The sequence below is a fragment of the Amycolatopsis sp. NPDC033938 genome, assembly GCF_055575975.1.
Map to the genome: position 1 here is coordinate 655,859 of NZ_JBVIRO010000001.1, position 20,491 is coordinate 676,349.

21 protein-coding genes are annotated in these 20,491 nt (G+C 68.7%); 16 read left to right on the top strand and 5 right to left on the bottom strand.

Annotation, left to right across the window (positions count from 1 at the left end; translation table 11 throughout):
• Positions 1 to 347: 347 nt before the first annotated feature.
• The gene (locus ACZ5ZX_RS03185) at positions 348 to 566 is read left to right on the top strand and encodes a hypothetical protein (protein ID WP_465500415.1); all 219 of its coding nucleotides are present in this window, start codon (positions 348 to 350) and stop codon (positions 564 to 566) included.
• A complete protein-coding gene (locus ACZ5ZX_RS03190) occupies positions 563 to 1,246 on the top strand; it encodes a hypothetical protein (RefSeq protein ID WP_465500416.1) in 684 nt (227 codons plus the stop codon). Before ACZ5ZX_RS03185 ends, ACZ5ZX_RS03190 begins: the two co-directional genes overlap by 4 nt.
• Here the strand turns inward: ACZ5ZX_RS03190 and ACZ5ZX_RS03195 are convergent.
• Positions 1,228 to 4,347 (bottom strand): AfsR/SARP family transcriptional regulator, encoded by a 3,120-nt coding sequence (locus tag ACZ5ZX_RS03195; RefSeq protein ID WP_465500417.1) that lies wholly within the window; start codon positions 4,345 to 4,347, stop codon positions 1,228 to 1,230. The two genes, ACZ5ZX_RS03190 and ACZ5ZX_RS03195, sit on opposite strands and share 19 nt — an antisense overlap.
• A 104-nt stretch (positions 4,348 to 4,451) precedes the next feature.
• On the opposite strand from ACZ5ZX_RS03195, the gene ACZ5ZX_RS03200 reads away from it, so the two are divergent.
• From ACZ5ZX_RS03200 to ACZ5ZX_RS03215, 4 genes are read left to right on the top strand one after another with little or no spacing between them, the layout of a single operon-like run.
• On the top strand, positions 4,452 to 5,582 hold the full coding sequence (locus ACZ5ZX_RS03200; protein ID WP_465500418.1) for a DegT/DnrJ/EryC1/StrS family aminotransferase: 1,131 nt from the start codon (positions 4,452 to 4,454) through the stop codon (positions 5,580 to 5,582).
• Between the two features lie 7 nt (positions 5,583 to 5,589).
• Positions 5,590 to 6,519: an NAD-dependent epimerase/dehydratase family protein gene (locus tag ACZ5ZX_RS03205; RefSeq protein ID WP_465500419.1), complete on the top strand. Its 930-nt coding sequence runs from the start codon at positions 5,590 to 5,592 to the stop codon at positions 6,517 to 6,519.
• 26 nt (positions 6,520 to 6,545) lie between these two features.
• Entirely contained in the window at positions 6,546 to 7,742 is a 1,197-nt protein-coding gene (locus ACZ5ZX_RS03210) for a glycosyltransferase family 4 protein (protein WP_465500420.1), read from the top strand.
• A complete protein-coding gene (locus tag ACZ5ZX_RS03215; protein ID WP_465500421.1) occupies positions 7,729 to 8,355 on the top strand; it encodes an acyltransferase in 627 nt (208 codons plus the stop codon). Before ACZ5ZX_RS03210 ends, ACZ5ZX_RS03215 begins: the two co-directional genes overlap by 14 nt.
• On the opposite strand, the gene ACZ5ZX_RS03220 is transcribed toward ACZ5ZX_RS03215, so the two are convergent.
• Positions 8,356 to 8,943 (bottom strand): DUF3558 domain-containing protein, encoded by a 588-nt coding sequence (locus ACZ5ZX_RS03220; protein ID WP_465500422.1) that lies wholly within the window; start codon positions 8,941 to 8,943, stop codon positions 8,356 to 8,358.
• Between the two features lie 138 nt (positions 8,944 to 9,081).
• Here ACZ5ZX_RS03220 and ACZ5ZX_RS03225 point away from each other — a divergent pair, with 138 nt between their 5' ends.
• Positions 9,082 to 9,657 carry a Uma2 family endonuclease gene (locus tag ACZ5ZX_RS03225; protein WP_465500423.1) on the top strand — a complete coding sequence of 192 codons (576 nt, stop codon included), beginning with the start codon at positions 9,082 to 9,084 and terminating at the stop codon, positions 9,655 to 9,657.
• Between the two features lie 628 nt (positions 9,658 to 10,285).
• Positions 10,286 to 10,852, top strand: a complete 567-nt coding sequence (locus ACZ5ZX_RS03230) for a copper resistance CopC family protein (protein WP_465500424.1) — start codon at positions 10,286 to 10,288, stop codon at positions 10,850 to 10,852.
• Positions 10,853 to 10,854: 2 nt separating this feature from the next.
• Here the strand turns inward: ACZ5ZX_RS03230 and ACZ5ZX_RS03235 are convergent, their stop codons facing one another.
• Positions 10,855 to 11,472 (bottom strand): hypothetical protein, encoded by a 618-nt coding sequence (locus tag ACZ5ZX_RS03235; RefSeq protein WP_465500425.1) that lies wholly within the window; start codon positions 11,470 to 11,472, stop codon positions 10,855 to 10,857.
• Between the two features lie 113 nt (positions 11,473 to 11,585).
• Here ACZ5ZX_RS03235 and ACZ5ZX_RS03240 point away from each other — a divergent pair, with 113 nt between their 5' ends.
• The gene (locus tag ACZ5ZX_RS03240) at positions 11,586 to 12,095 is read left to right on the top strand and encodes a SigE family RNA polymerase sigma factor (RefSeq protein ID WP_465460194.1); all 510 of its coding nucleotides are present in this window, start codon (positions 11,586 to 11,588) and stop codon (positions 12,093 to 12,095) included.
• Positions 12,092 to 12,853: a hypothetical protein gene (locus ACZ5ZX_RS03245; protein ID WP_465500426.1), complete on the top strand. Its 762-nt coding sequence runs from the start codon at positions 12,092 to 12,094 to the stop codon at positions 12,851 to 12,853. The genes ACZ5ZX_RS03240 and ACZ5ZX_RS03245 overlap by 4 nt, the downstream gene beginning before the upstream one ends.
• A gap of 10 nt (positions 12,854 to 12,863) precedes the next feature.
• Here the strand turns inward: ACZ5ZX_RS03245 and ACZ5ZX_RS03250 are convergent, their stop codons facing one another.
• The gene (locus ACZ5ZX_RS03250) at positions 12,864 to 13,823 is read right to left on the bottom strand and encodes a Gfo/Idh/MocA family protein (protein WP_465500427.1); all 960 of its coding nucleotides are present in this window, start codon (positions 13,821 to 13,823) and stop codon (positions 12,864 to 12,866) included.
• A complete protein-coding gene (locus ACZ5ZX_RS03255) occupies positions 13,820 to 14,926 on the bottom strand; it encodes a DegT/DnrJ/EryC1/StrS family aminotransferase (RefSeq protein WP_465500428.1) in 1,107 nt (368 codons plus the stop codon). The genes ACZ5ZX_RS03250 and ACZ5ZX_RS03255 overlap by 4 nt, the downstream gene beginning before the upstream one ends.
• A gap of 158 nt (positions 14,927 to 15,084) precedes the next feature.
• Between ACZ5ZX_RS03255 and ACZ5ZX_RS03260 the strand changes: the two genes are divergently transcribed.
• The 6 genes from ACZ5ZX_RS03260 to ACZ5ZX_RS03285 are packed head-to-tail and all read left to right on the top strand — an operon-like array spanning position 15,085 to position 20,479.
• Positions 15,085 to 15,810, top strand: coding sequence for a UDP-N-acetylglucosamine acyltransferase (locus ACZ5ZX_RS03260; protein ID WP_465500429.1), 726 nt, complete (start codon positions 15,085 to 15,087; stop codon positions 15,808 to 15,810).
• A 17-nt stretch (positions 15,811 to 15,827) separates the two neighbouring features.
• On the top strand, positions 15,828 to 16,067 hold the full coding sequence (locus ACZ5ZX_RS03265; RefSeq protein WP_044849675.1) for an acyl carrier protein: 240 nt from the start codon (positions 15,828 to 15,830) through the stop codon (positions 16,065 to 16,067).
• Entirely contained in the window at positions 16,067 to 16,792 is a 726-nt protein-coding gene (locus ACZ5ZX_RS03270) for an SDR family NAD(P)-dependent oxidoreductase (RefSeq protein ID WP_465500430.1), read from the top strand. The genes ACZ5ZX_RS03265 and ACZ5ZX_RS03270 overlap by 1 nt, the downstream gene beginning before the upstream one ends.
• Positions 16,792 to 18,189, top strand: a complete 1,398-nt coding sequence (locus tag ACZ5ZX_RS03275) for an AMP-binding protein (protein ID WP_465500431.1) — start codon at positions 16,792 to 16,794, stop codon at positions 18,187 to 18,189. Before ACZ5ZX_RS03270 ends, ACZ5ZX_RS03275 begins: the two co-directional genes overlap by 1 nt.
• Positions 18,186 to 19,238: a LuxE/PaaK family acyltransferase gene (locus ACZ5ZX_RS03280; protein ID WP_465500432.1), complete on the top strand. Its 1,053-nt coding sequence runs from the start codon at positions 18,186 to 18,188 to the stop codon at positions 19,236 to 19,238. Before ACZ5ZX_RS03275 ends, ACZ5ZX_RS03280 begins: the two co-directional genes overlap by 4 nt.
• Entirely contained in the window at positions 19,235 to 20,479 is a 1,245-nt protein-coding gene (locus ACZ5ZX_RS03285; RefSeq protein ID WP_465500433.1) for an acyl-CoA reductase, read from the top strand. The genes ACZ5ZX_RS03280 and ACZ5ZX_RS03285 overlap by 4 nt, the downstream gene beginning before the upstream one ends.
• Positions 20,480 to 20,491: the final 12 nt, after the last annotated feature.

Genomic DNA, 20,491 nt, shown 5'->3' on the forward strand with positions numbered 1-20,491 from the left:
TGCGGGGGCCCCCCCCCGGGGTGGGGGGGGGGGGGGGGGGGGGGGGTTGGGGGGGTTGGGGGCCAACACCCCCCCCCCCACCCCCCCACCCCCCACCCGCAACCGTGCAAACCACCCAAGTCGGACAGCCTTCTTCGGGAAGGTGTCCCTTGAGGACACTGGGGCGCGGCCCGGCTTCCGTCAGTCGGCCCGGTCCCGCGCGTACGCCGTGATCACCGAAGCACCCCGAACAGCGACACCCCGATCTTGCGGCCACGCACCATTCGCTGACTGCTCGTCCGTGTCATCGGAATGTCATGTGCCCCGCGCGAAGCTTTCGGTACACAGGAACGAAAGCGAGGGATTTCATGCTCGGCAACAAGGTGTACATGATCGCCGGGGCCGTGTTCAGCGTCCTCTTCGTCGCGCTCGCGATGATCGAGTTCTCGACCGGTTACCCCGAGGACGGTCTGCAGGACCTGTTCTTCGCCGCCCTGAGCGCCGGCGCCGGCACGCTGCTGTACGTCCTCGACCGTCGTCAGCGTGAGCGCCGCGCGGCCGCCGAAGCGCAGCGTGATGCCCGATGAGGAACATCGACGGCGGTTTTCTCGCCGCCCCGGACCAGGCCGCGCTCGAACAGCGGGAGCGCGACATCCGCAAGGGCAAGCTCGCACTGGCCTTGACCGTCGTCGGCGGCTTCGTCACGCTGATCGCCGGTTACCAGCTCTTCGTGGACTTCTCCCCGGGTGCGCTGGTGGTGACGATGCTCGCGCTTGCCGTCGCCGTCGGCGGCGGGATGCTCACCAAACAGCTGAACCGCAACGTGCGGTTCCGGGTGCACAAGCCGAACGCGGGGCTGGTCGCCGCCGCGAAGCTCACCGGGATCCTGGTGGTCTTCTTCGCGATCGCCGCCCTGCTCGGCTCGATCGACGCCCCTGGTCCGCTGCGCGTCATCCTGATCGCCGGTGTCTGCGGTGTCCTCGCCTACGTGCGGTCGCTGCACGACCAGCAGTGGGTGCTCTTCGAACTGGACGCGGTGGGCGTCCGGGTCGAGCGGACGGTCGTGCCGTGGCGTGACGTCACCCGGCTCACCATCGATCCGGTCGGCCCCGGCATGACCCGGCTCGGCGCCGTCCCGGTCAACGCGGAGCCGCTGTACGTCGCGGTGCAGGACAGTGAGCTGGACTCACGGTTCCTGACCGAGGCCGTCGCCCGGTTCGCGCCGACGGGTGTCCTGCTGACCGGCGTTCAAAATCCCGCCAGTTGAGCGGCGTTTCGCAGGCCGAGTCCCCGGCGGTAGGCCCGGTCGAAGTCGGCACCGAGCCGCTCCCGAACGGTCGTCCGGAGCAGGGCGGCGTCCAGATCGACGGCGAACGGGGTGCCCCTGACGGTCACCGCGGCGCCGATCAGGACCGCCGCCTGCTCGGGATCGTCCCGGAGCAGCGCGACCCCGGCGAGGCCTTCGACGGCGCAGGCAAGGGCGGTGCTGTCGTGCCACCGGTCCGCCGAGACGAGCGCCGCCCGGTGCAGTTCCTCGGCACCGTCCGCGTCGCCCTCGGCGGCCATGACCCAGCCCAGCGAGATCCTCGCCGCGGTGCGGACCCCTTCGGCAGCGAACGAGCCGCCAGGGCACTCCGAAAGAGCGAGTTCACTCAGCGCGCGAGCCGTCGCCAGGTCGCCTTCGTGCCGGGCGAGGAACGCGAGCCCGATGTACCCGGCCGCCCGGCTTTCCGGCATCCCGGAGCGACGCGCGATTTCGATGGCGAGTTCGAAATCCGCCCGCGCCCCCGCCGCGTCGCCGTACCGCAGTTTGCTGCCGCCGCGGCGGCACAGCAGATCCGCGTTGTCGTCCGCGGCCCCGAGTTCCCGCATCAGCCGGAGCGCTTCGTTCATCGTTTCGAGTGCTTCCGCCTGCCTGTCCGTCCAGATCAGGATCTGTGACAGGTGATCGAGCGCCATCGAGAGACCCCAGCGTTCCCCGAGCCGTCGGAACGCCGCGGCCCCTTGGCGCAGGAACTCTTCCGCCGGTTCGAGATCGCCCCGCATCAGCGCGCGGAGGCCGTATCCCGTCGGCGCGAGGGCGAGACTCCAGGCGTCGCTGTGCGCCAGCAGGGCCTGGCCGCGTTTGATCAGCGAGTCGTCGTCACCGGGCGGACCGGTCACGACCCCCATCAACAGCAGCAGCGCCGGATTCCTGGGCGCCTTGGCCATGGTGTGCACGAGGCCGTCCACCGCCGCTAAATGGTGGTCGAGGGCTTCGTGACCGCGGAGACCGGCGGCGGCGTTGAGCACGCACAGCTGGTACTCCTCTTCGAGCCCCTCCGGCGGTCGTGTGCCGAGCCGTTTGACCACTTCCAGGCACAGCGTCGAGCCTTCGAACCGGCGCCCGCGCATCCACCAGTACGTCACCATCGAGGCCGAAAGCCGCAGCGCGATCCGCGTGTCCGCCTCGGCCGACCACCGCAACGCGGCCAAGAGGTCGTCGTAGGCGTCGTCGAGGCGCTCCAGCCAGATCAGCTGATCACCGGTGCGGAGGAGCGGATCGGCCTTTTCGGCAAGGGCGAGGAAGTGCTCGGCGTGTGCGCGTCGCATCCGCTCGGTCTCGCCGGATTCGGTGAGCTTCTCCGCGAAAAAGGCTCGGATGGTTTCGAGCATCCGGTACCGGTTCCCGGCGCGCTCGACGAGTGATCTGTCCACAAGGGACGGAAGCAGCTCCTCGACGTCCGGCACCGCGCAGACCGCCTCGGCGTCGGCGAGGGTGGTGCCGCCCGCGAAAACGGTCAGCCGCCTGCCGAGCCGCCGTTCGTCCTCGCCGAGCAGATCCCAGCTCCACTCGACGACGCCGCGCAGCGTGCGATGCCGGGTCTCGGCGACGCGGCTCCCGCGGGAGAGCAGGGCGAAGCGGTCATCCAACCGGGTGGCGATCTCGCCGACCGGCAGGGCCCGGACGCGAGCCGCGGCGAGTTCGATGGCCAGTGGCAGCCCGTCGAGGGCGGCGCAGACGCGCTGGACATCGCCCGCGGTGGTGTCGTCGACGGCGAAGCCCGGGTCGCCGGCCCGCGCGCGATCGGCGAACAACCGGACGGCGGCGAACCCCAGCGAGCGCGCGGGTGGCGTCCCCGGCGGCGGTACGGCGAGCCGGGGCACGGGGGAGACGACTTCGCCGGTGATCCCGAGCGGTTCGCGGCTGGTGGCGAGCACGCGCAGTGCCGCGGCCGCGCCGAGCAGCCGCGCGATCAGTTTCGCGGCCGCGTCGACCAGATGCTCGCAGTTGTCGAACACCACCAGCAGTGCCCGGTCGGCCAAGGCGTCGATCAGCCGCTCGACGGGGTCGTTGTCCACCGGGGTGGTCGCCGCGCCGAGCGGGGTGGTCCGCAGGCCGAGCGCGGTCAGCACGGCATGGGCGACGTCGGCGTCCTCGGTGTAGGGAGCGAGCCCGACGAACACCACGGGCAGGTCCGCGACGGCCGCGACCTCGACGGCCAGCCGGGTTTTGCCGGTTCCGCCAGGGCCCGTCAGCGTCACCAGCCGGGAGCGGTCCAGCCGGCCGAGTACCTGCCGGAGGTCGTCTTCGCGTCCGATGAAGCTGGTGAGCTGTGCCGGGAGCGTCGTCGTGGCTTCTTTGACGGGAGGCGCCTCGCCACGCAGCACGGCCAGATGCGCGGCCGCGAGGTCCGGCCCCGGATCCGTGCCGAGTTCGTCGGCGAGGACACGGCGGGCGTCCTCGAACGCGGTGAGTGCGTCGGCATGGCGTCCGGCGGCGTGCAGCGCGCGGATCAGCAGCGCGCGTGGCCGTTCACGCAGCGGCTGGGCGGTGACGAGTTCGCGAAGGCCGGTGAGGACGTCTTCGTGTCGTCCCAGCTTCAGATCCGCTTCGGCGCGGTCCTCGATCGCCGACGTCTTCAGCTCGTCGAGCCGCGTGACCTGCGGCTCCCGGAACGGCGCGTCGGTGATGTCTGCGAAGGCCGGGCCACGCCAGAGACCGAGAGCGTCGCGAAGCAGTTCGGCCGCCTTCGTGGCGTCTCCCGCCGCGAGAGCGCGACGTCCTTCCGTGGCGAGCCGTTCGAAGCGGTGGACGTCGACGTCGGCGGGGTCCACGGCCAGCCGGTAACCCGCCGGAGTGAATTCGACCGGCGCGAGATCCTTCAGCGCGCCGCGCAGCCGGGAGACCTGCGATTGCAGTGCGTTCGCCACCCCTTCGGGTGGCTGTTCGCCGTAGAGACCGTCGATGAGCCGCTCGGCCGGGACGACCCGCCCGGCCTCCAGCGCGAGCAACGCGAACAACGTCCGCACCCGGGGGCCACCGACCGGGACGGCGGTGCCGTCGTCGCGGCGCACCTCCGTCGCCCCCAGAACGCCGAATCGCATGGTGTGCAGAGTAGGACGTCGTTGACCTGGGCGGATCCAGCCCGCCCGAACTACGCCGATCGGCGTCTATACACTTCGCCGGGTCCCCACGCAATGGGAGAGATATGTCTACGCAGGAACCTGTGGTCCTCGGTCAGCCGACCGTCGGCGACGAAGAGCTCGCCGCGGTGGCGGAGGTGTTCCGGTCCGGCTGGCTGGCCGGCGCCGGTCCCGCGTGCCGCCGTTTCGAGGAACGCTTCGCGAAGACCGTCGGCACCGCGCACGCACTGACCACCAGTAACTGTGGCTCGGCACTCTTCCTCGGGTTGCGTGTGCTCGGCGTGAAGCCGGGCGACGAGGTCATCGTCGGCGACTACACGTTCCCCGCCACCGGCCACGCCGTGCTCCAGGCGGGCGCGACGCCGGTGTTCGCGGACATCCGCCCGGACGTCTGGAGCGCCGACCCGGCGTCGATCGAAGCCCTGATCACCCCGCGCACCGTCGGCATCCTCGCCGTCGACGTCGCCGGGCAGCCGGGTGATTTCGACGAGTACCGCGCGATCGCCGACAAGCACGGCCTGTGGCTCTTCGAAGACGCCGCCTGTGCCGCGGGCGCGACCTACAAGACCCGTCCGGCCGGCAGCCTCGCCGACCTGGCCGCGTTCTCCTTCCACGGCCGCAAAGGCATCACCGCGGGCGAGGGCGGCGCGCTGGTCTCGGACCGCGAAGACCTCATCGCGCACGCGCGCAAGCTGCACACTTACGGCATCGAGCCCGCCATCACCCGCGAGGGTTCCGGCGCGCTGCCGATTCCGGAGTTCCACGAACTGGGCTACAACTTCCGGCTTTCCGACGTGCAGGCCGCGATCATGAACGTCCAGCTCGACCGGCTCCCGGAGCTGCTCTCGGCCCGCCGATCGGTGGCCAAGCGGTACCACGAGGCCTTCGAGAACCTGCCCGGCCTGGCCGTCCCGGTGGAACTGCCGGATCGCGAACACCCGTGGCAGGCCTACATCCTCACCGTGGCCCCGGAGATCGACCGCGACGCGCTCGCGCTGCGGATCCGCGAACAGGGCGTGCAGTGCAACTTCGGCACCTACGCCTCGCACCTCCAGCCCATCTACGGCAAGAAGCAGACCTTGCCGGTCTCTGCGGACCTCTTCGCCCGTCATCTCGCCATCCCGATGCACGCCAACCTCACCGATGACCAGGTCGACCGGGTCATCGGGACCGTCAGCGCCGCACTGCCGAGCTAGGAGAGAAATGCCCGACAAGAAGGTCCTCTTCACCGGGGGCGGCGGTTTCATCGCCGCGCACGTGATCCCGATGCTGATCGAAGGCGGCTACACCGTCCGCATCTTCGACAACATGACGCGCGGCGACCGCGCCAGGGTGAACGAGTTCATCGCCACCGGCAAGGTCGAACTCGTCGAGAAGGACGTGCGTTACGGCGGCGCCGTGCGCGAGGCCATGCGCGGCTGCACGCACGTGATCCACTTCGCCACCGTGTCGATCAACAAGTCGGTCGCGGACCCGCACGAGTCCATCGACATCAACATGGTCGGCAACCACAACGTCTTCGCGGCCGCGGCGGACGAAGGCGTCGAGCGTGTGGTGTTCGCTTCGACCGCGTCCGTCTACGGCGACCCGAAGCGGCTGCCGATGCACGAGGACGACGAGCTCAAGCCGCTCACGCCGTACTGCATCTCCAAGCGCGCGGGCGAAGACATGCTCGGCTTCTACGAGCGCACCAAGGGCCTGTCCTGGAACGCGCTGCGGTTCTTCAACGTGTACGGCCCCGGCCAGAAGATCGAGGCCTACTACACGTCGGTGATCAACCACTTCATCCAGCGCCTGCGCGCCGGTCAGCCGCCGGTCATCGACGGCCGCGGCGACCAGTCGATGGACTTCGTGCACGTCACCGACCTCGCCCGCGCCGTCGTCGCCGCGCTCGAATCGGAGCAGGCCAACCTGCCGATCAACATCGGCACCGGGATCGACACCTCGATCGCGACGCTGGCGAAGATCCTCATCGACGCCGTCGGCGTCAACGTCGAGCCGCTGTTCAACGAGCGCGACGTGCTGGTTTCGCGGCGTGCCGCCGACATCACGCGTGCCCGCGAAGTCCTCGGCTGGGAGCCGAAGATCTCGGTGGAAGAGGGCATGCACGAACTGGTGAAGGCTTCGGAGTGAGCGCCGGGCCAGGGGAGAGCCGTGCCATGCGCATCGCTGTCGTCAACAACTTCTTCCCGCCGAGGGTGGGCGGAAGCGCGCACATGGCGGCGTCCCTGGCCGAGCAGTACGCGGCACGCGGGCACGAGGTGCTCGCGATCACCGCGGCCTACGCCGACGCCCCGGCCGACGAGACGAAGGACGGCTACCGCGTCGTCCGCCTGCCCGCGGTGAAGATGCCGCAGCTGGGCCTGTCGATCGACTTCGACATGAGCTTCGCCTCGTTGCGGCCGGGGAACTGGCGGCGGCTGTGGAAGCTGCTGGACGAGTTCAAACCGGACGCGATCCACCTGCACGGGCAGTTCTTCGACCTGTCGTGGCTGGCCGGGTTGTACGCGCGGCGGCACAAGCTGCCGATGCTGCTGACCATCCACACCCTGCTGATCAGCGACAACAAGCTGTACGGCGGCGTGTTCCGGTTCCTGGACACCGTGCTGGTGAACCCGATCCTGCGTTACCTCAAGCCGCGGTACGTCATCCTCGACAAGCTCGGGGTCGACTACTGCGTCGAGCGCTACGGAACCAGCGACGCGAACTCGGACTACTTCCCGATCGCCGTCGACACCGGGAACTTCGAGAAGCCGCTCACACTCGACGTGCGTGCGGAGCACAAGCTGGGCGACGGTCCGGTGATCGTTTCGCTCGGGCACGTGATCCCGCTGCGGAACCGCCTGCCGCTCGTCGAGGCGCTTCCGTCCATTTTGGACAAGCACCCCGACGTGAAGGTCGTCGTCGTCGGCCGGGTCTACCACGACGTCTTCCTGAAGCGGGCCGAAGAACTCGGCGTCGCCGACGCCATCATCGTCACCGGTGCCGTGCCGAAGGCGGACGTGCCCGCGTACTTCGCCGCCGCCGACATCGTCACGCACGACCTCAACGGCGGCTGCGGCACCGCGTCGCTGGAGGCGATGCTTTCGGGCACCGCGACCATCGCGTCGGTCACCGAGGACAACTACCCCGGCATCGAGCTGCGCAACGGCGAGAACATCCTGCTGGTGCGGCCGGACGACAGCGAGGCGGTCGCGAACACCGTCATCGAACTGCTCGACGACCCGGAGAAGCGGGCTTTGGTGGCACAGCGGGAAAGCGCGATGGTGCGGGCCAACTTCGGCCTCGACGTCGTCGCCGAGGAACACCTGCGCACCTTCGAGAAACTGGTGACCGAGGCCGATGTTCTTCGATGACGAGCGCAGCAACCGGCTGCGTCCGCAGATCCTGACCGAACTCGTTTCGCAGTACATGAACGACGCCGAGCGCGCGAAGTTCTATGGGCTGCCCGAGACGACCCGGGTGCGTGAGCGGGTCAAGATCATCAGCCCGGAGAACCTGAAGATCGGCGAACACTGCTGGATCGGCGAAGGCGCCGCGCTCGACGCGAGCGGCGGGCTGGAGATCGGCGAGCACACCAGCATCGGCCTGAACACGCTGATCTTCACGCATTCCAGCTGGCTCGCGAACATGACGCTGCAGAACCACTCCGGCAGCGACCTCATCGAACGCAAGCCGGTGAAGATCGGCAAAGGCTGTTTCATCGGCGGCCTTGTCGTGATCATGGCGGGCGTCACGATCGGCGACTTCGCCACCGTGCAGCCGAATTCCGTGGTCGCCAAGGACGTCCCGCCGCGGACGCTCGTCGCGGGCAACCCCGCGCGCGTGTTCCAGAAGTACGACGACGAGTACATCCAGTCCGAAGTGGAGCGTGTGCGCGGCGAGAACGCGCGGCGGCGGGCGCTGGCGGAGGAACGCGGTGACACGCCGGGGTCTTGGGGCGCCCCGGCAGGCGACTTCACGGAGTGATCAGAGGCGCTGCGCGAGGAGTTTCGCGATCGTTTCGTAGGCGTCGGGCCGGATCTTGACGATGTCGAGGACGGCGAGCCGGACTTCTCCTCGACTGAGCTTGCCGACGAGCAGGACGGCCTTGGCCGGGTCCTTGCCCGATTCGCAGTACATCGTCTTGTCTCCGACACCGCCGACAAGGGTGACCGGTTCGCGGCAGCTCGCCTTCGCCGTTTCGTCCACGAACGCGACGCTGGTCGAATCGGGCTTCAGCGGAATGACGATCTGCAGATGTGGTGCGAGGGCGGCCGATTGATCGGCGTTTTCGTACAGGCAGCCGTACCGCTTCTCCACACGCCCACCCACGTGGGCCTCTTGTTCCAGCGGCTTGATCTCGGCGGAGATGCCAGTGAGCTGAGCGACCTCGGCGGCCGCTAGGAACGGGCAGGCGTCGAGAACGAGGGCGGGCGACGCGGGCAGCGGGGTCGTGGGAACGGTGGTCTCGTACGGGGCCGGCGACGGTGAACGGGCGGGCAACCTGATCGTGACGGTGCAGGCGGTGACCGAAAAGAGCAGGCCGATGGCCAGGAACCCCCAGGTTCTCTTCATCGCCACAATGTATCCGACCTGCGAAAACTTGCGTAGCCGCAACTTGACCCGACGGCCTTTCACTACCGTGTGTAGCGCTACCGTTTCGACGAAACCGTGGGAAGATGGTCTGGTGATCACCGGCGAAGGAGGAGTTCGATGAGTGTCGTGCAGTGGCCTCACCGCCTCCTGACCCTCGACGACTGGGCCGCGTTGCCGGAAGACCCGGAACACCGCGCAGAAGTCGTCGAAGGAGTCTTGGTCGTGGCCCCTCGGCCGATGTCGTTCCATCAGCTCGCGGTCACCCGCTTGGGATACCTGCTCAACGAGCAACTGCCTGAGTCGCTCATGGCTCTCTCGGAAGCCGAGCTCGTCGTCGCAGAACTCCCGTTGACGGTTCGCGTCCCGGATGTCCTCGTCGCGGCGACCGAGCTCGTGGAAGAGAATCCGGCTCGTTACGCCGCTCAAGATGTGCGGCTGGTGGTCGAGGTCCTTTCCGAGGGCACGGTTCGCACCGACCGGGTCACGAAATTCTCCGAGTACGCCGAAGCCGGAATCGAGCACTACTGGATCGTCGACCTCGACGACCCGCCGAGCATGATCACCTACCGTTTGGTCGACGGCGAGTACGAGAACTTCGGCGAGCACACCGGCAAGGTGTCACTCGACTTCGACGGCACCCCGATCACCCTCGACCTCGACGCCCTCACCACCCGCCACGCGCAGCGCCCCTGAGCACAGCCGTTCGCGCGGGGCGACTGAGAGCAAGGAAGGTCATCGCCCGTTCTTCAACAGAGAACGGGCCGGTGCCGCTGTGGTGCGTGTGGCCACATGTCCACTTGGCTCGCTGATGTTCGATTTCGTCAAGCCGTGAAGGACTTCTTCCCTACTCTCACGGCAGGGTCCAGGCAAAGTCGCGATCTTGCAGGTCAGTCGACTATTCCTGCACTGCGGCGGGGCCGCATGCACCGGTGGCGGAGCTTCAGTGTCCACAAGAACCTCATCGAGCGATTGAGCGCCCGATTGATGTCGCTATGTGCGGTTCTGCGTGGGGTCGTGAGTGGCAATGAGGGTTCTAACCCTATTCGCCACTCACGACCCCTTCGCGAAACCGTGCAACTTGCCCAAACCGGGCACATGTGTCCCGCAAAGTGTCCCTTATGGACAGTCAAGAGCCGGGTGAGGCCCCTTGCGCGAGCCCACTTCCTCCGGGGCCACACGACACGTTCGCCTTGTCCCGCTCTAGCGGCGGAGTCGACCAGCAGTTATACGACATTGCCGGGCCCCTGACTCTCACGGTAGGGAACCGCGAAGCGCGGGTGGCCGACTACTGTCGTGCCAGGCGACAGTAGAAGGGTGTCTGATGAGGTTCAAGCGGTTCGGCGCGTCCCTGCTGGTCGCCGGGGTGGCCCTGCTGGGTGCCGCGGCACCGGCGATGGCCCACTCGGAGCTGAAGAGCAGTGATCCGGAGAGGGGCGCTTCGCTCGCGACGCCGCCGACGCAGATCAAGCTGACGTTCTCCGGCCCGGTCACCCTCGCCGAGAACCCGATCCAGATCACCGGACCCGAGAACGCGTCATGGACGGTCGGCCGGGCGGAGGTCGCCGGAACCGTCGTCACCGCGCCGGTGCAGGCCGTCGGGCCCGCGGGCGAGTACACCTTGCGCTACAAGGTGACCTTCGAGGACACGCACGCCGCGAGCGGTTCGGTGAAGTTCAACCTCAGTGCCCCGGTCACGCCGCCGTCCTCCAGCAGTGCGGCGGCTCCGGCGAGCAGCGCGGCCCCCGCCACCAGCGCCACTCCGGCCCCGCAGGCGGATGAGACCACTCCCGAAGGCCTGTTGCCGGTCTGGGTGTGGATCGTGCTCGCGGCCGCCGTGGTGGTCGCCGGTCTCGTCGTCGCGTTGCGCCTCACCCGCCGCAAGAACTGAGATCAGCCGTGGCCGACGTCGGGGTTGCCCACGGGCAGCTTCTTGCCGGAGGCGTCGAAGGCCGCCAGCTTCAGCGGGTCGGTGGCGGAGTCGAACCAGAACACGACGATGTTCGGGTCCACGCTCCAGGCGGCTTGGTGTGCGGTGACGGTCTTGCCGTTCACCTTTGCGGTGATCTTCGCGGCCGGGCCCGCGTAGTAGCCGAAGGCCGGGATGCCGTTCAATCCGCCGGACACCGCGTGGAAACCAGGGGATTTGTCGGGGCCGGAGAACTCGTTGGTGACGGTGCCGGCGGTCACCTTGCCGTCGGCCGACCGGTGCCCGGCCATGATCCCGAAGGTCGTCTGCGGAAGCTGTTCGAGGTCGATCTTCACACCGTAGAACACCAGCTCACCGCCATCGCCCTGGACGCCGGTGCCGATGACGTCGCCCCATGGCGTGTTGTCCGGCTCTTCGGCCGTCCGCACCGGGGCGGCCACCTGCACGGCCTCCGCCGCGACGGGCGCGGGTGCCGGAGCGGGGGTCGCGTTCGCGGTCAAGGTGCTCGAAAGGACGACAGCGAGACCGGCGGCCGCGATCCCGCCGCCTGCGAGCATCGTCCGCTTCCCGGGTGATTTCATGTGCAGTGCCTCCCAGTGGTCGAAGATCGTGCGAAGACCTCTACGGGGGAGCGGCCGAAAAGGTTGAGGCAACCTTTCGGGTGGCCAACCGTCGAACGGAGATGAGGACCAGCGTGGCTCGCGGCGATGACGAGTTCGTCGAGTTCGTGCGGAACTCGTCGACGCGTCTGCAGCATGCCGCCTACCTGCTGACCAGCGATCGGCATCAGGCCGAGGACGCCGCGCAGACGGCGCTCGCCAAGACGTACGCGGCCTGGTCACGGGTACGCCGCAAGGACGCCTACGCCTACGCGAGGCAGGTCCTGGTCAACCACATCATCGACGGCTGGCGGCGCCCGATGCGCGAGAACGCCACCGAGGAGGTCCCCGAACGGCCGAGCGGCGCGGACGTCGCCGGGGCCGTTGTCCAGCGGAAATGGCTGCTTGACGCGTTGCGTACGCTCACAGATCGGGAAAGAGCGGTTGTGGTGCTCCGGCACTTCTTCGATTTGAAGGAGTCCGACGTGGCCGGCGAGCTGGGGGTCTCGGTGGGCACGGTGAAGAGCACCAACTCCCGCGCACTGACGAAGCTGCGGATCACCGCGGAGGACGGCACGGAACTGATCGGGGGGCTGGGACGATGACCGACCTCGAGACGCTGCGTTCGGCTCTTCGGGAACCGCCGGACGAGGAGTTCGCCGCACCCGACCTCGCCGCCATCATGACCAAGGGCAGGCGTATCCGCCGCCGTCGCCGTCTCGCGACCGGCGCGGGCGGGGTCGCCGCCGCCATGGTGACGGTGCTGGTCATCGTCGGCGCGGTGGCGCTGAAGGAACCGCCGTCCGACCGGCGGCCGATCCCACCCGCCGCGAGCGCGCCCGCCCCGCCGTCGCCGCAGCCGATTCCGGCGCCGATGTCACCGGCACCGTCGGCCCCCACCTCCACGGCGGCGGCGGACCTGCCCATGGGTGACGTGATCCCGCTCGGCATCCGCGGTGAGGGCGGCCGGGAGCTGGTGATCTACGCGGCCGCGCTCGACGAGCCGGTCCTGGGGGACATCCACTTCAGTCTCCAGGTCGCCTACCGGAACGACAACGGCACCTTCGAGACGCTCCAGAGCACCAACGAGTACAAGGGATCCGACCGGTCCTTCGGTTTCCACGCCACGGACGGCGGCGAGCTGGTCCAGAACACGTTCGTCCCGGTGTTCGGCTACTTCTCCGGTCCGGCGGCGCGGATCACCGGCACCGTGCGGGGAACGCCCGTCGAAGCGAAGACGGCCGTCTGGTCCGAAGACCCGGCGGTGGTGATCTTCTGGTTCGACCCGGCCGACGTGGAGTCGGCGAGCGTCCTGAGCCCGCTCGTCGCCTACAACGCGAAGGGCCAGCGCCTCACCAAATAACGCGAGAGAATCAGGCGGCGGCCTGGGTGAGCACCTGGTCGACGACGGCGTGCGACGGCAGGATCAGGTCACGCTCGGTGTCGGCGTCGACCTTGCCTTCGAGCAGTTCGAGGAAGCGGTCCAGCTGGGTCGCCAGCGGCTCGCGCGCGGTGACCAGCTCCGGGATCTCGATGACGGTCTGCTGCCGGTAGCCGAGGCCGTCCGGGGTGACCGAGTCGTGCGAGACGTGCCGGTAGATGGTGACGTCGCGGCGGAGCAGGTCGATCTCGATCATGCGGTCCAGTTCGGACACCCAGAGCGAGCGGACCTTGCGCTGGCCGAGGCGGGACGCGGAAACCGTGGCCAGCCCGGACTCGAACGACAGCACCGTCTCGATGGTGTCCTCGGCGCCCTCGACCGAATTCGGGTGGAAGTAGCCGGCACCGGAGGCGACCCGCGCCGGGGTCGCGCCGCCGAAGAACTGGATCGCCAGGTCGACGTCGTGCACCAGCAGATCCCACGCGACACCGGTCTTGATCCGCGGCGCGTACGGGCCGTGGCGGCGGGCCATCAGGTGGATCGGCTCGTTGATCAGCGCCCGCGCGGTCATCACGGCGGGGTTGTAGCGCTCCAGGAGCCCGCACATCAGCGGGACGTCCTTCTTCGCCGACAGCGCGACGATCTCCTGGGAGAATTCGAGGCTGTTGCAGACCGGCTTCTCGACCAGCAGCGGCTTGCCCTGGCCCAGGATCTCCTGCGCCAGCTCGTAATGCGCCTCGGTCGCGGAAGCGAGCACCACGGCGTCCACATCGGACAGTGAGCCGATTTCGGGCGTCCACTGGGTTTCGTAGCGTTCGGCGACCTTGCGGCCGGCCTCTTCGCGCGGGTCGATCACGCGGACGAGGTCCACGCGTTCGTTCGCGGCGAGCACACGGGCGTGCAGCGAACCCATGTTCCCGGTGCCGATGAGGGCGATCTTGTGGGTGGTCATGCGCCGAGTACCTCGCGAACCGTTTCGATGATGGTGTCCAGGTCGGACTCGGAAAGGTGCGGGTGCACCGGCAGGGAAAGCGCCTGCGCGGCGACGGAGGCGGCCACCGGGAAGTCCTCGACCTTGGCATCGGGGATCAGCGGGTTGTTCCGGTAGCAGTCGTAGTCGAAGACGATCTTCGGGTAGTAGATCCCGTTGCCGATGCCCCGCTCGGTGAGCGCGGCGGCGAGTTCGTCGCGGGAGAGGAAGGCGTGCGGGCCGACCAGCACGGTGTACTGGTGCCACACGTGTTCGCGGCCCGCCAGGACCTGCGGGAGGTCGAGCCCCGGGGTGCCGGCGAGGCCTTCGGTGAGGCGCTTCGCGTTGGCCTGCCGGGCGGCGGTGAGCTGGTCCAGCTTCTCCAGCTGCGGGATGCCGACCGCGGCGTGCAGATCGGTCATCCGGTAGTTGTGCCCGGCGACCTCGTACTGGTACCGGGCGCGCATGCCCTGGTTGCGCAGCACACGGAGCGCGTCCGCCAGCTTGTCGTCGTCCGTGGTGATGACGCCGCCCTCGGCGGTGGTGACGTTCTTGGTGGCGTACAAGGAGAAGCAGCCGATCCCGAAGGATCCCGACGGCTTGCCCTCGAACGACGCGCCGACGGCCTGCGCGGAGTCCTCGATGACCTGGAGACCGTGCTCGGCGGCCAGCGGCGCGAGCTTGCCCATGTCCGCGGTCTGCCCGTACAGGTGCACCGGCATGAGGACCTTGGTGCGGTCGGTGATCGCGGCGCCGACGGCGTCCGGGTCGATCGCGAAGTCGTCGCGCCGGATGTCGGCGAAGCGGACGGTCGCGCCGGCCTCCAGGATCGCGTTCAGCGTCGCCACGAAGGTGAACGGCGAGGTGATGACCTCGTCACCCGGCTGGAGGTCGAGCGCCTGGATGGCGGCGACCAGCGCGGTGGTGCCGTTGTTGACGGCGATCGCGTGCTTCGTGCCGGAAACGTTCGCGAACGCGTCCTCGAAGCGCTTGACCATCGGTCCCTGTGCGATGGCGCCGGATCGCAGCACCTCGACGACGAGGTCCTCCGCGTCACGGACGTCGACCACGGTAATGGGGATCATCAGCAAGTCTCTCTCGACTGGGCGTTCTGGTGCGTCCGGTACAGTGAGCCGCCGGTTCTGCGTCCGGCCGCCCTCTCTGGCGCGGGCCACACGTTACCGGGACCGCCGAAGCGCCCAATACCCCAGGCTGCCTCCCAGCCACAACGAACGGATCTCACGTGGTGAACCGCATCCACCCGACAGCAGTCATCGGCGAGGGTGTCGAGCTCGGTGACGACAACGTCATCGGACCGTTCACCGTCATCGTGGGCCCCACGCGGATCGGCGACGGCAACTGGATCGGCCCGCACGTGACCATCGGCACCCCGGGTGAGGATCGCGGCCGCGAGCACCCCGCCGCCTGGGAATCCGCGCCGAACGGTGATCCCGATCACGACGGTCATGGGGTCGTCATCGGCAGCCGCAACCGGATCCGCGAGTACGTCAGCGTCCACCAGGGCACCTGGCGCACGACCACCATCGGCGACGGCGGCTATTTCCTGCGCGGCTCCCACATCGCGCACGACTGCCTGGTCGAGGACGCCGTCACGGTCGCGTCGAACGTCATCACCGGTGGCCACTGCCACATCTGGTCCGGCGCGAATCTCGGCATGGGTGCGATCCTGCACCAGCGGGTCGTGGTCGGCCCCGGCGCGATGGTCGGGATGAGCTCCGCGGTCCGCAAGGAGGTGGGCGCGTTCACCATCGCGGTCGGCAACCCCGCCCGGGTGACCGGCGTCAACACCGTGGGCCTGTCGCGCCGAGGGCTGGACGAGGCCACCATCGAGGCGCTGGGGCCGTGGCTGAAGGGTAAGGCCGGTCTCCCTGAGGACGGGCTGGCCGACCGGCTGCCCGGCGACCTCTCTACCTTGGTGAAGGCGTGGGACGCCCGTCCGCGCGAGTGAGTACTAGGAGTCGAACGATGGCGGATGTCGCCGGCAAGCTGCGTGAGGTCTTCGTCGAGGCGCTGGACCTCGACGGCGAGGTCGACGTCGAAAACCTGAAGTACCGCGACATCGAGGCGTGGGACTCGGTCGGTCACATGGCGCTGGTCGCGGCCATCGAGGACGAGTTCGACGTCGAGTTCGACACCGACCAGGTGATCGACATGTCCAGCTTCAAGGTCGCCGTCGACATGGTCACGGACCTTCAGAACAAGTGATGCTCGAAGGCAGGATCGCCCTGGTCACCGGCGGAACGCGCGGGATCGGGCTCGCCACCGCGCGGGCGCTCGCCGAGGCGGGTGCCACCGTCGTGCTGACCGGCCGTGACGAGGCCAAGGCCAAGGAAGCGGCGGCCGCGGCGGGGGCCGCGAACGGGCTCGCGCTGGACGTCACCGACGCCAAGGCCGTGTCGACGCTGGTCCGCGGCGTGGCCAAGGAGCACGGCAAGCTCGACATCGTGGTCGCCAACGCCGGCATCATGGAGGACGCGCTCCTCGGCATGATCCGCGAGGAACTGGTCGACACCACGCTGAGCACGAACGTCGCCGGCACGCTGCACACCGTCCAGGCCGCGGCCAGGGCGATGATGCGCAAGAAGACTGGCGCCATCGTGGTGCTGGCTTCGATCGTCGGCGAGCACGGAAGCGCCGGTCAGACGGTGTACGCGGCCTCGAAGGCGGCGGTGGCGAACATCGCGCGTTCGGCCGCGAAGGAACTCGGCCGGTCCGGGATCCGGGTCAACGCGGTGGCGCCCGGCGTCATCGACACCGACCTGACCTCGGGCCTGAGCGAGGACGCGAAGGCCGAGAACATCGGCAAGACCCCGCTCGGGCGGCTCGGAACGCCCGAAGACGTGGCGAACGCGATCCGGTTCCTCGTCAGTGATGACGCTTCGTTCATCACCGGGCAGGTGCTGGGCATCGACGGAGGCTTGGTTCTCTGATGACCCTCTTGGGTGTGGGTGCACGACTCATCGACGTCACGAGCGGCAAGACGCTCGCGGGCGAGGAACTCGACGCCGAAGTCACCCGCGTGGGGACCGCGTTGTCGCTGCTGCCGCCGGGCGCGCTGTTCGCCCGGATGTCGGTGGACCTCGGCAGCGTGCTGAACTACCTCGGCGCCTTCGAGGCGGGCCGCGCGATCGCGCTGATCGACCCGGCGCTGGACGCCGACGTCCTGGCGGGGCTCATCGAGCGTTTCCGCCCGGCGGCCGTGCTGTCCGCGCCGGACGCGCCCGCACCCGAGGGTTACGGCGTCTCCGACGGACACTGGGTCCGCGAGGCAGGCGAGGGGGTCGAGCCGCATCCGCATCTCGCGGTCCTGCTGCCGACCAGCGGTTCCACCGGGAATCCCAAGCTGGTCCGGCTTTCGCGCGGCGCGGTGCTGTCCAACGCCGACGCGATCGCGCAGGTACTCGGCATCGACCGCGACGAGGTCGCGCCGACCAGTCTCCCGCTGCACTACAGCTACGGCCTGTCCGTGCTGAACTCCCACCTCGTCCGCGGGGCGACCGTGGTCATCGAACCGTCCGGCGTACTCGGGCGCGGGTTCTGGGACGCGGTCAACGAGCACAAGGTCACCTCGCTCGCGGGGGTCCCGTACCACTACGAGATGCTGCGGCGCCTCAAATTCGACCCGGCGAAATACCCGACGCTGCGCACGCTGACCCAGGCGGGCGGCAAGCTCCGCGACGATCTCGTCGCCCAGTTCAACGACAAGATCCGCGCGGTCGGCGGCCGGATGTTCGTGATGTACGGGCAGACCGAGGCCGCGCCGCGGATGACCACCGTCCCGGCGGAGCGGCTCGCGGAGAAGCTCGGTTCCGCCGGGCCCGCGCTGCCCGGCGGCTCGTTCGCCGTCCGGCGCGAGGACGGCTCCGAGACCCAGCATCCGAAGATCGTCGGCGAGGTCGTCTACCGGGGGCCCAACGTGATGATGGGCTACGCCGACGACGAGGCCGGGCTGGCCGCGGGCGACGAATGCGGCGGCGTGCTGCCCACCGGCGACCTCGGCTACCTCGACGAGGACGGGTTCCTCTACATCACCGGACGGCTCAAGCGGATCGGCAAGGTCTTCGGCAACCGGGTCAGCCTGGATGATCTCGAGCACGCCGTGCGTTCAGCCTCGGTGGGGATCGACGTCGTGGCCGCCGTCGCGGCCGGGGACAAGGTCGTCCTGTTCGCCGAGGCGGCCGACAAGGAGATCTGCAAGGACGCCGCCAAGGCGCTGTCCGAGCGGCTGCACCTGCACACCAGCGGGTTCGACGTCCGCCCCATCGACACCGTGCCGCTGCTGGCCAGCGGCAAGATCGACTACCGGTCGCTGGAGGCCCAGGTATGAGCGTCTTTACGTTGTCTCAGGCCGAGCGTGAGGCTTCTTTGTTGCCTCAGCTCGCCGAGCTGACCGCGCACCACCGCGAGAACTCCGAGGGCTACGAGCGCATCCTCTCCTCGCTCGGCATCGCGCGGGACGCGGAGTTCGCCTCGATCGCGGACCTGCCGTGGCTGCCGGTGCGGATGTTCAAGACCCACGACCTGCGCAGCATCCCCGAGTCCGAGATCTTCAAAACGCTGACGTCCTCGGGCACCACCGGCGCGGGCGCGTCGCGGATCTACCTGGACAAGGCCGCCGCGGGCGCGCAGACGAAGCAGCTTGGCGCGACGCTGCAGGAGGTCCTCGGCGGTGAGCGGCTGCCGATGCTGATGGTCGACACCATCGGCATCATCAAGAACCGCCGGTCCTTCTCCGCGCGCGGCGCGGGTGTGCTGGGTATGGCGAACTTCGGCCGCAAACACACCTACGTGCTCGACGAGAACGACCAGCCGGACGTCGAGGCGGTCAAGACCTTCCTCGCCACCTACGGCGACAAGCCGTTCCTGATCTTCGGCTTCACCTTCATGGTGTGGCAGTACCTCTACGAAGTCGCGCGTGAGCACAAGCTGGACCTGTCCAACGGGATCCTCATCCACTCCGGCGGCTGGAAGAAGCTGATCGACCGCGCGGTGGACAACACCGAGTTCCGCCGCCGGTTCAAAGAGGACACCGGCCTCACCCGGATCCACAACTACTACGGGATGATCGAGCAGATCGGCACCGTGTTCCTCGAAGGACCCTCCGGGAACTCCTTGTACTGCCCTGACTTCGCGGACGTCGTGATCCGGGACCCGGAGACCTGGGAAGAGCAGCCGGTCGGTGTCCCCGGGGTGATCGAGGTCGTGAGCACGCTGCCGCATTCGTATCCGGGTCACGTCCTGCTCACCGAGGATCTGGGCGTCTACAACGGGATCGACGACGGCGACTGGCCGGGCAAGCACTTCTCCGTGCACGGCAGGCTGCCCAAGGCCGAGGCCCGCGGCTGCTCGGACACCTTCCAGGGGGCGGCGGCATGAGCACACTGAACCAGCGTTTCCCGCTCGGCGACGGCATCGAGGTCTCCTCGTTGGTCGAAGAGCTGCGGGCCGAGCCCGTCGGCGGACGGCTTCGCGTCGGCGACCCGCGTGTCGTCGAGTTCCTGACGAAGTTCGCGCGCAAGCTCCTCTCGCCGGCCACCGCGCGCCGGTTCCCGGAACTGGCGTCACTCGGTTTCTTCTTGCGCAAGGGAGAGATCGCCAAAGCTCTGTCCACTTTGGATACCTCCGGGGAGACGCTGCGCTTCCCGCGCGGGCTGGTCTTCCACGTCCCGCCCGCCAACGTCGACACGATCTTCGTGTACTCGTGGGCGCTTTCCGCGCTGGCGGGCAACCACAACGTCGTCCGCGTGTCGTCGCGTTCGGCCGGTGCCGCGGAAACGGTGCTGGAGGCGCTGAACGCCGCACTGTCCGAAGTGGACGCCGACACGGCTGCCGCGATCACCGCGACGCAGCGTATGGTCACCTATGACCGCAGCGACGAGATCAGCGGCGCGCTTTCGGTCGCCGCCGACCTGCGGGTCATCTGGGGCGGCGACGCCTCGGTGGCGGCGCTGCGCAAGTACCCGCTGGCGCCGCACGCGCGCGACCTGACCTTCCCGGACCGGTCGTCGTTCGCGGTCGCGTCGGTGCGCGGCTGGCAGAACGCCTCCGAAGCCGAACGCCGCGGCGCGGCCGAAGGCTTCTACAACGACTCGTACTGGTTCGACCAGGCCGCCTGCTCGTCACCGCGCGCGGTGTTCTGGGTCGGCGACGAGGACGGCGCCCGCGAAGCAGGGCAGGAGTTCCGGAAGCTGCTCGCCGAGGTCCTGGCGACGAAACAGCACGTCACCGAGCCCGCCATGGCCGTCCAGAAGCGGGTTTCGGCCTACGGCGCGGCCGTCGACGGGCTCGTCAACGGCATCGAGTTCCAGGGCAACGGCATCGCGACGCTGGAGCTGGCCGATCCCGCGATCCTGCCACGCGAGTGGCTCGGCGCGGGCACCTTCGCCAACGCGCGGGTCGACACGCTTTCCGACCTCGTCCCGATCGTCCTCCGCAAAGATCAAACCGTCGGTCAATTCGGCTTCAGCAAAGAAGAATTGACGGAATTCGTGACGGAATTGGCGGGCCGCGGTGTCGACCGGGTCGTTCCCTTCGGATCGGCCCTGACGTTCTCCGCGATTTGGGACGGCTACGATCTGCTGACCGAGTTCAGCCGCTTGGTGACCGTACAGGTCTGACCTGCGGTGACG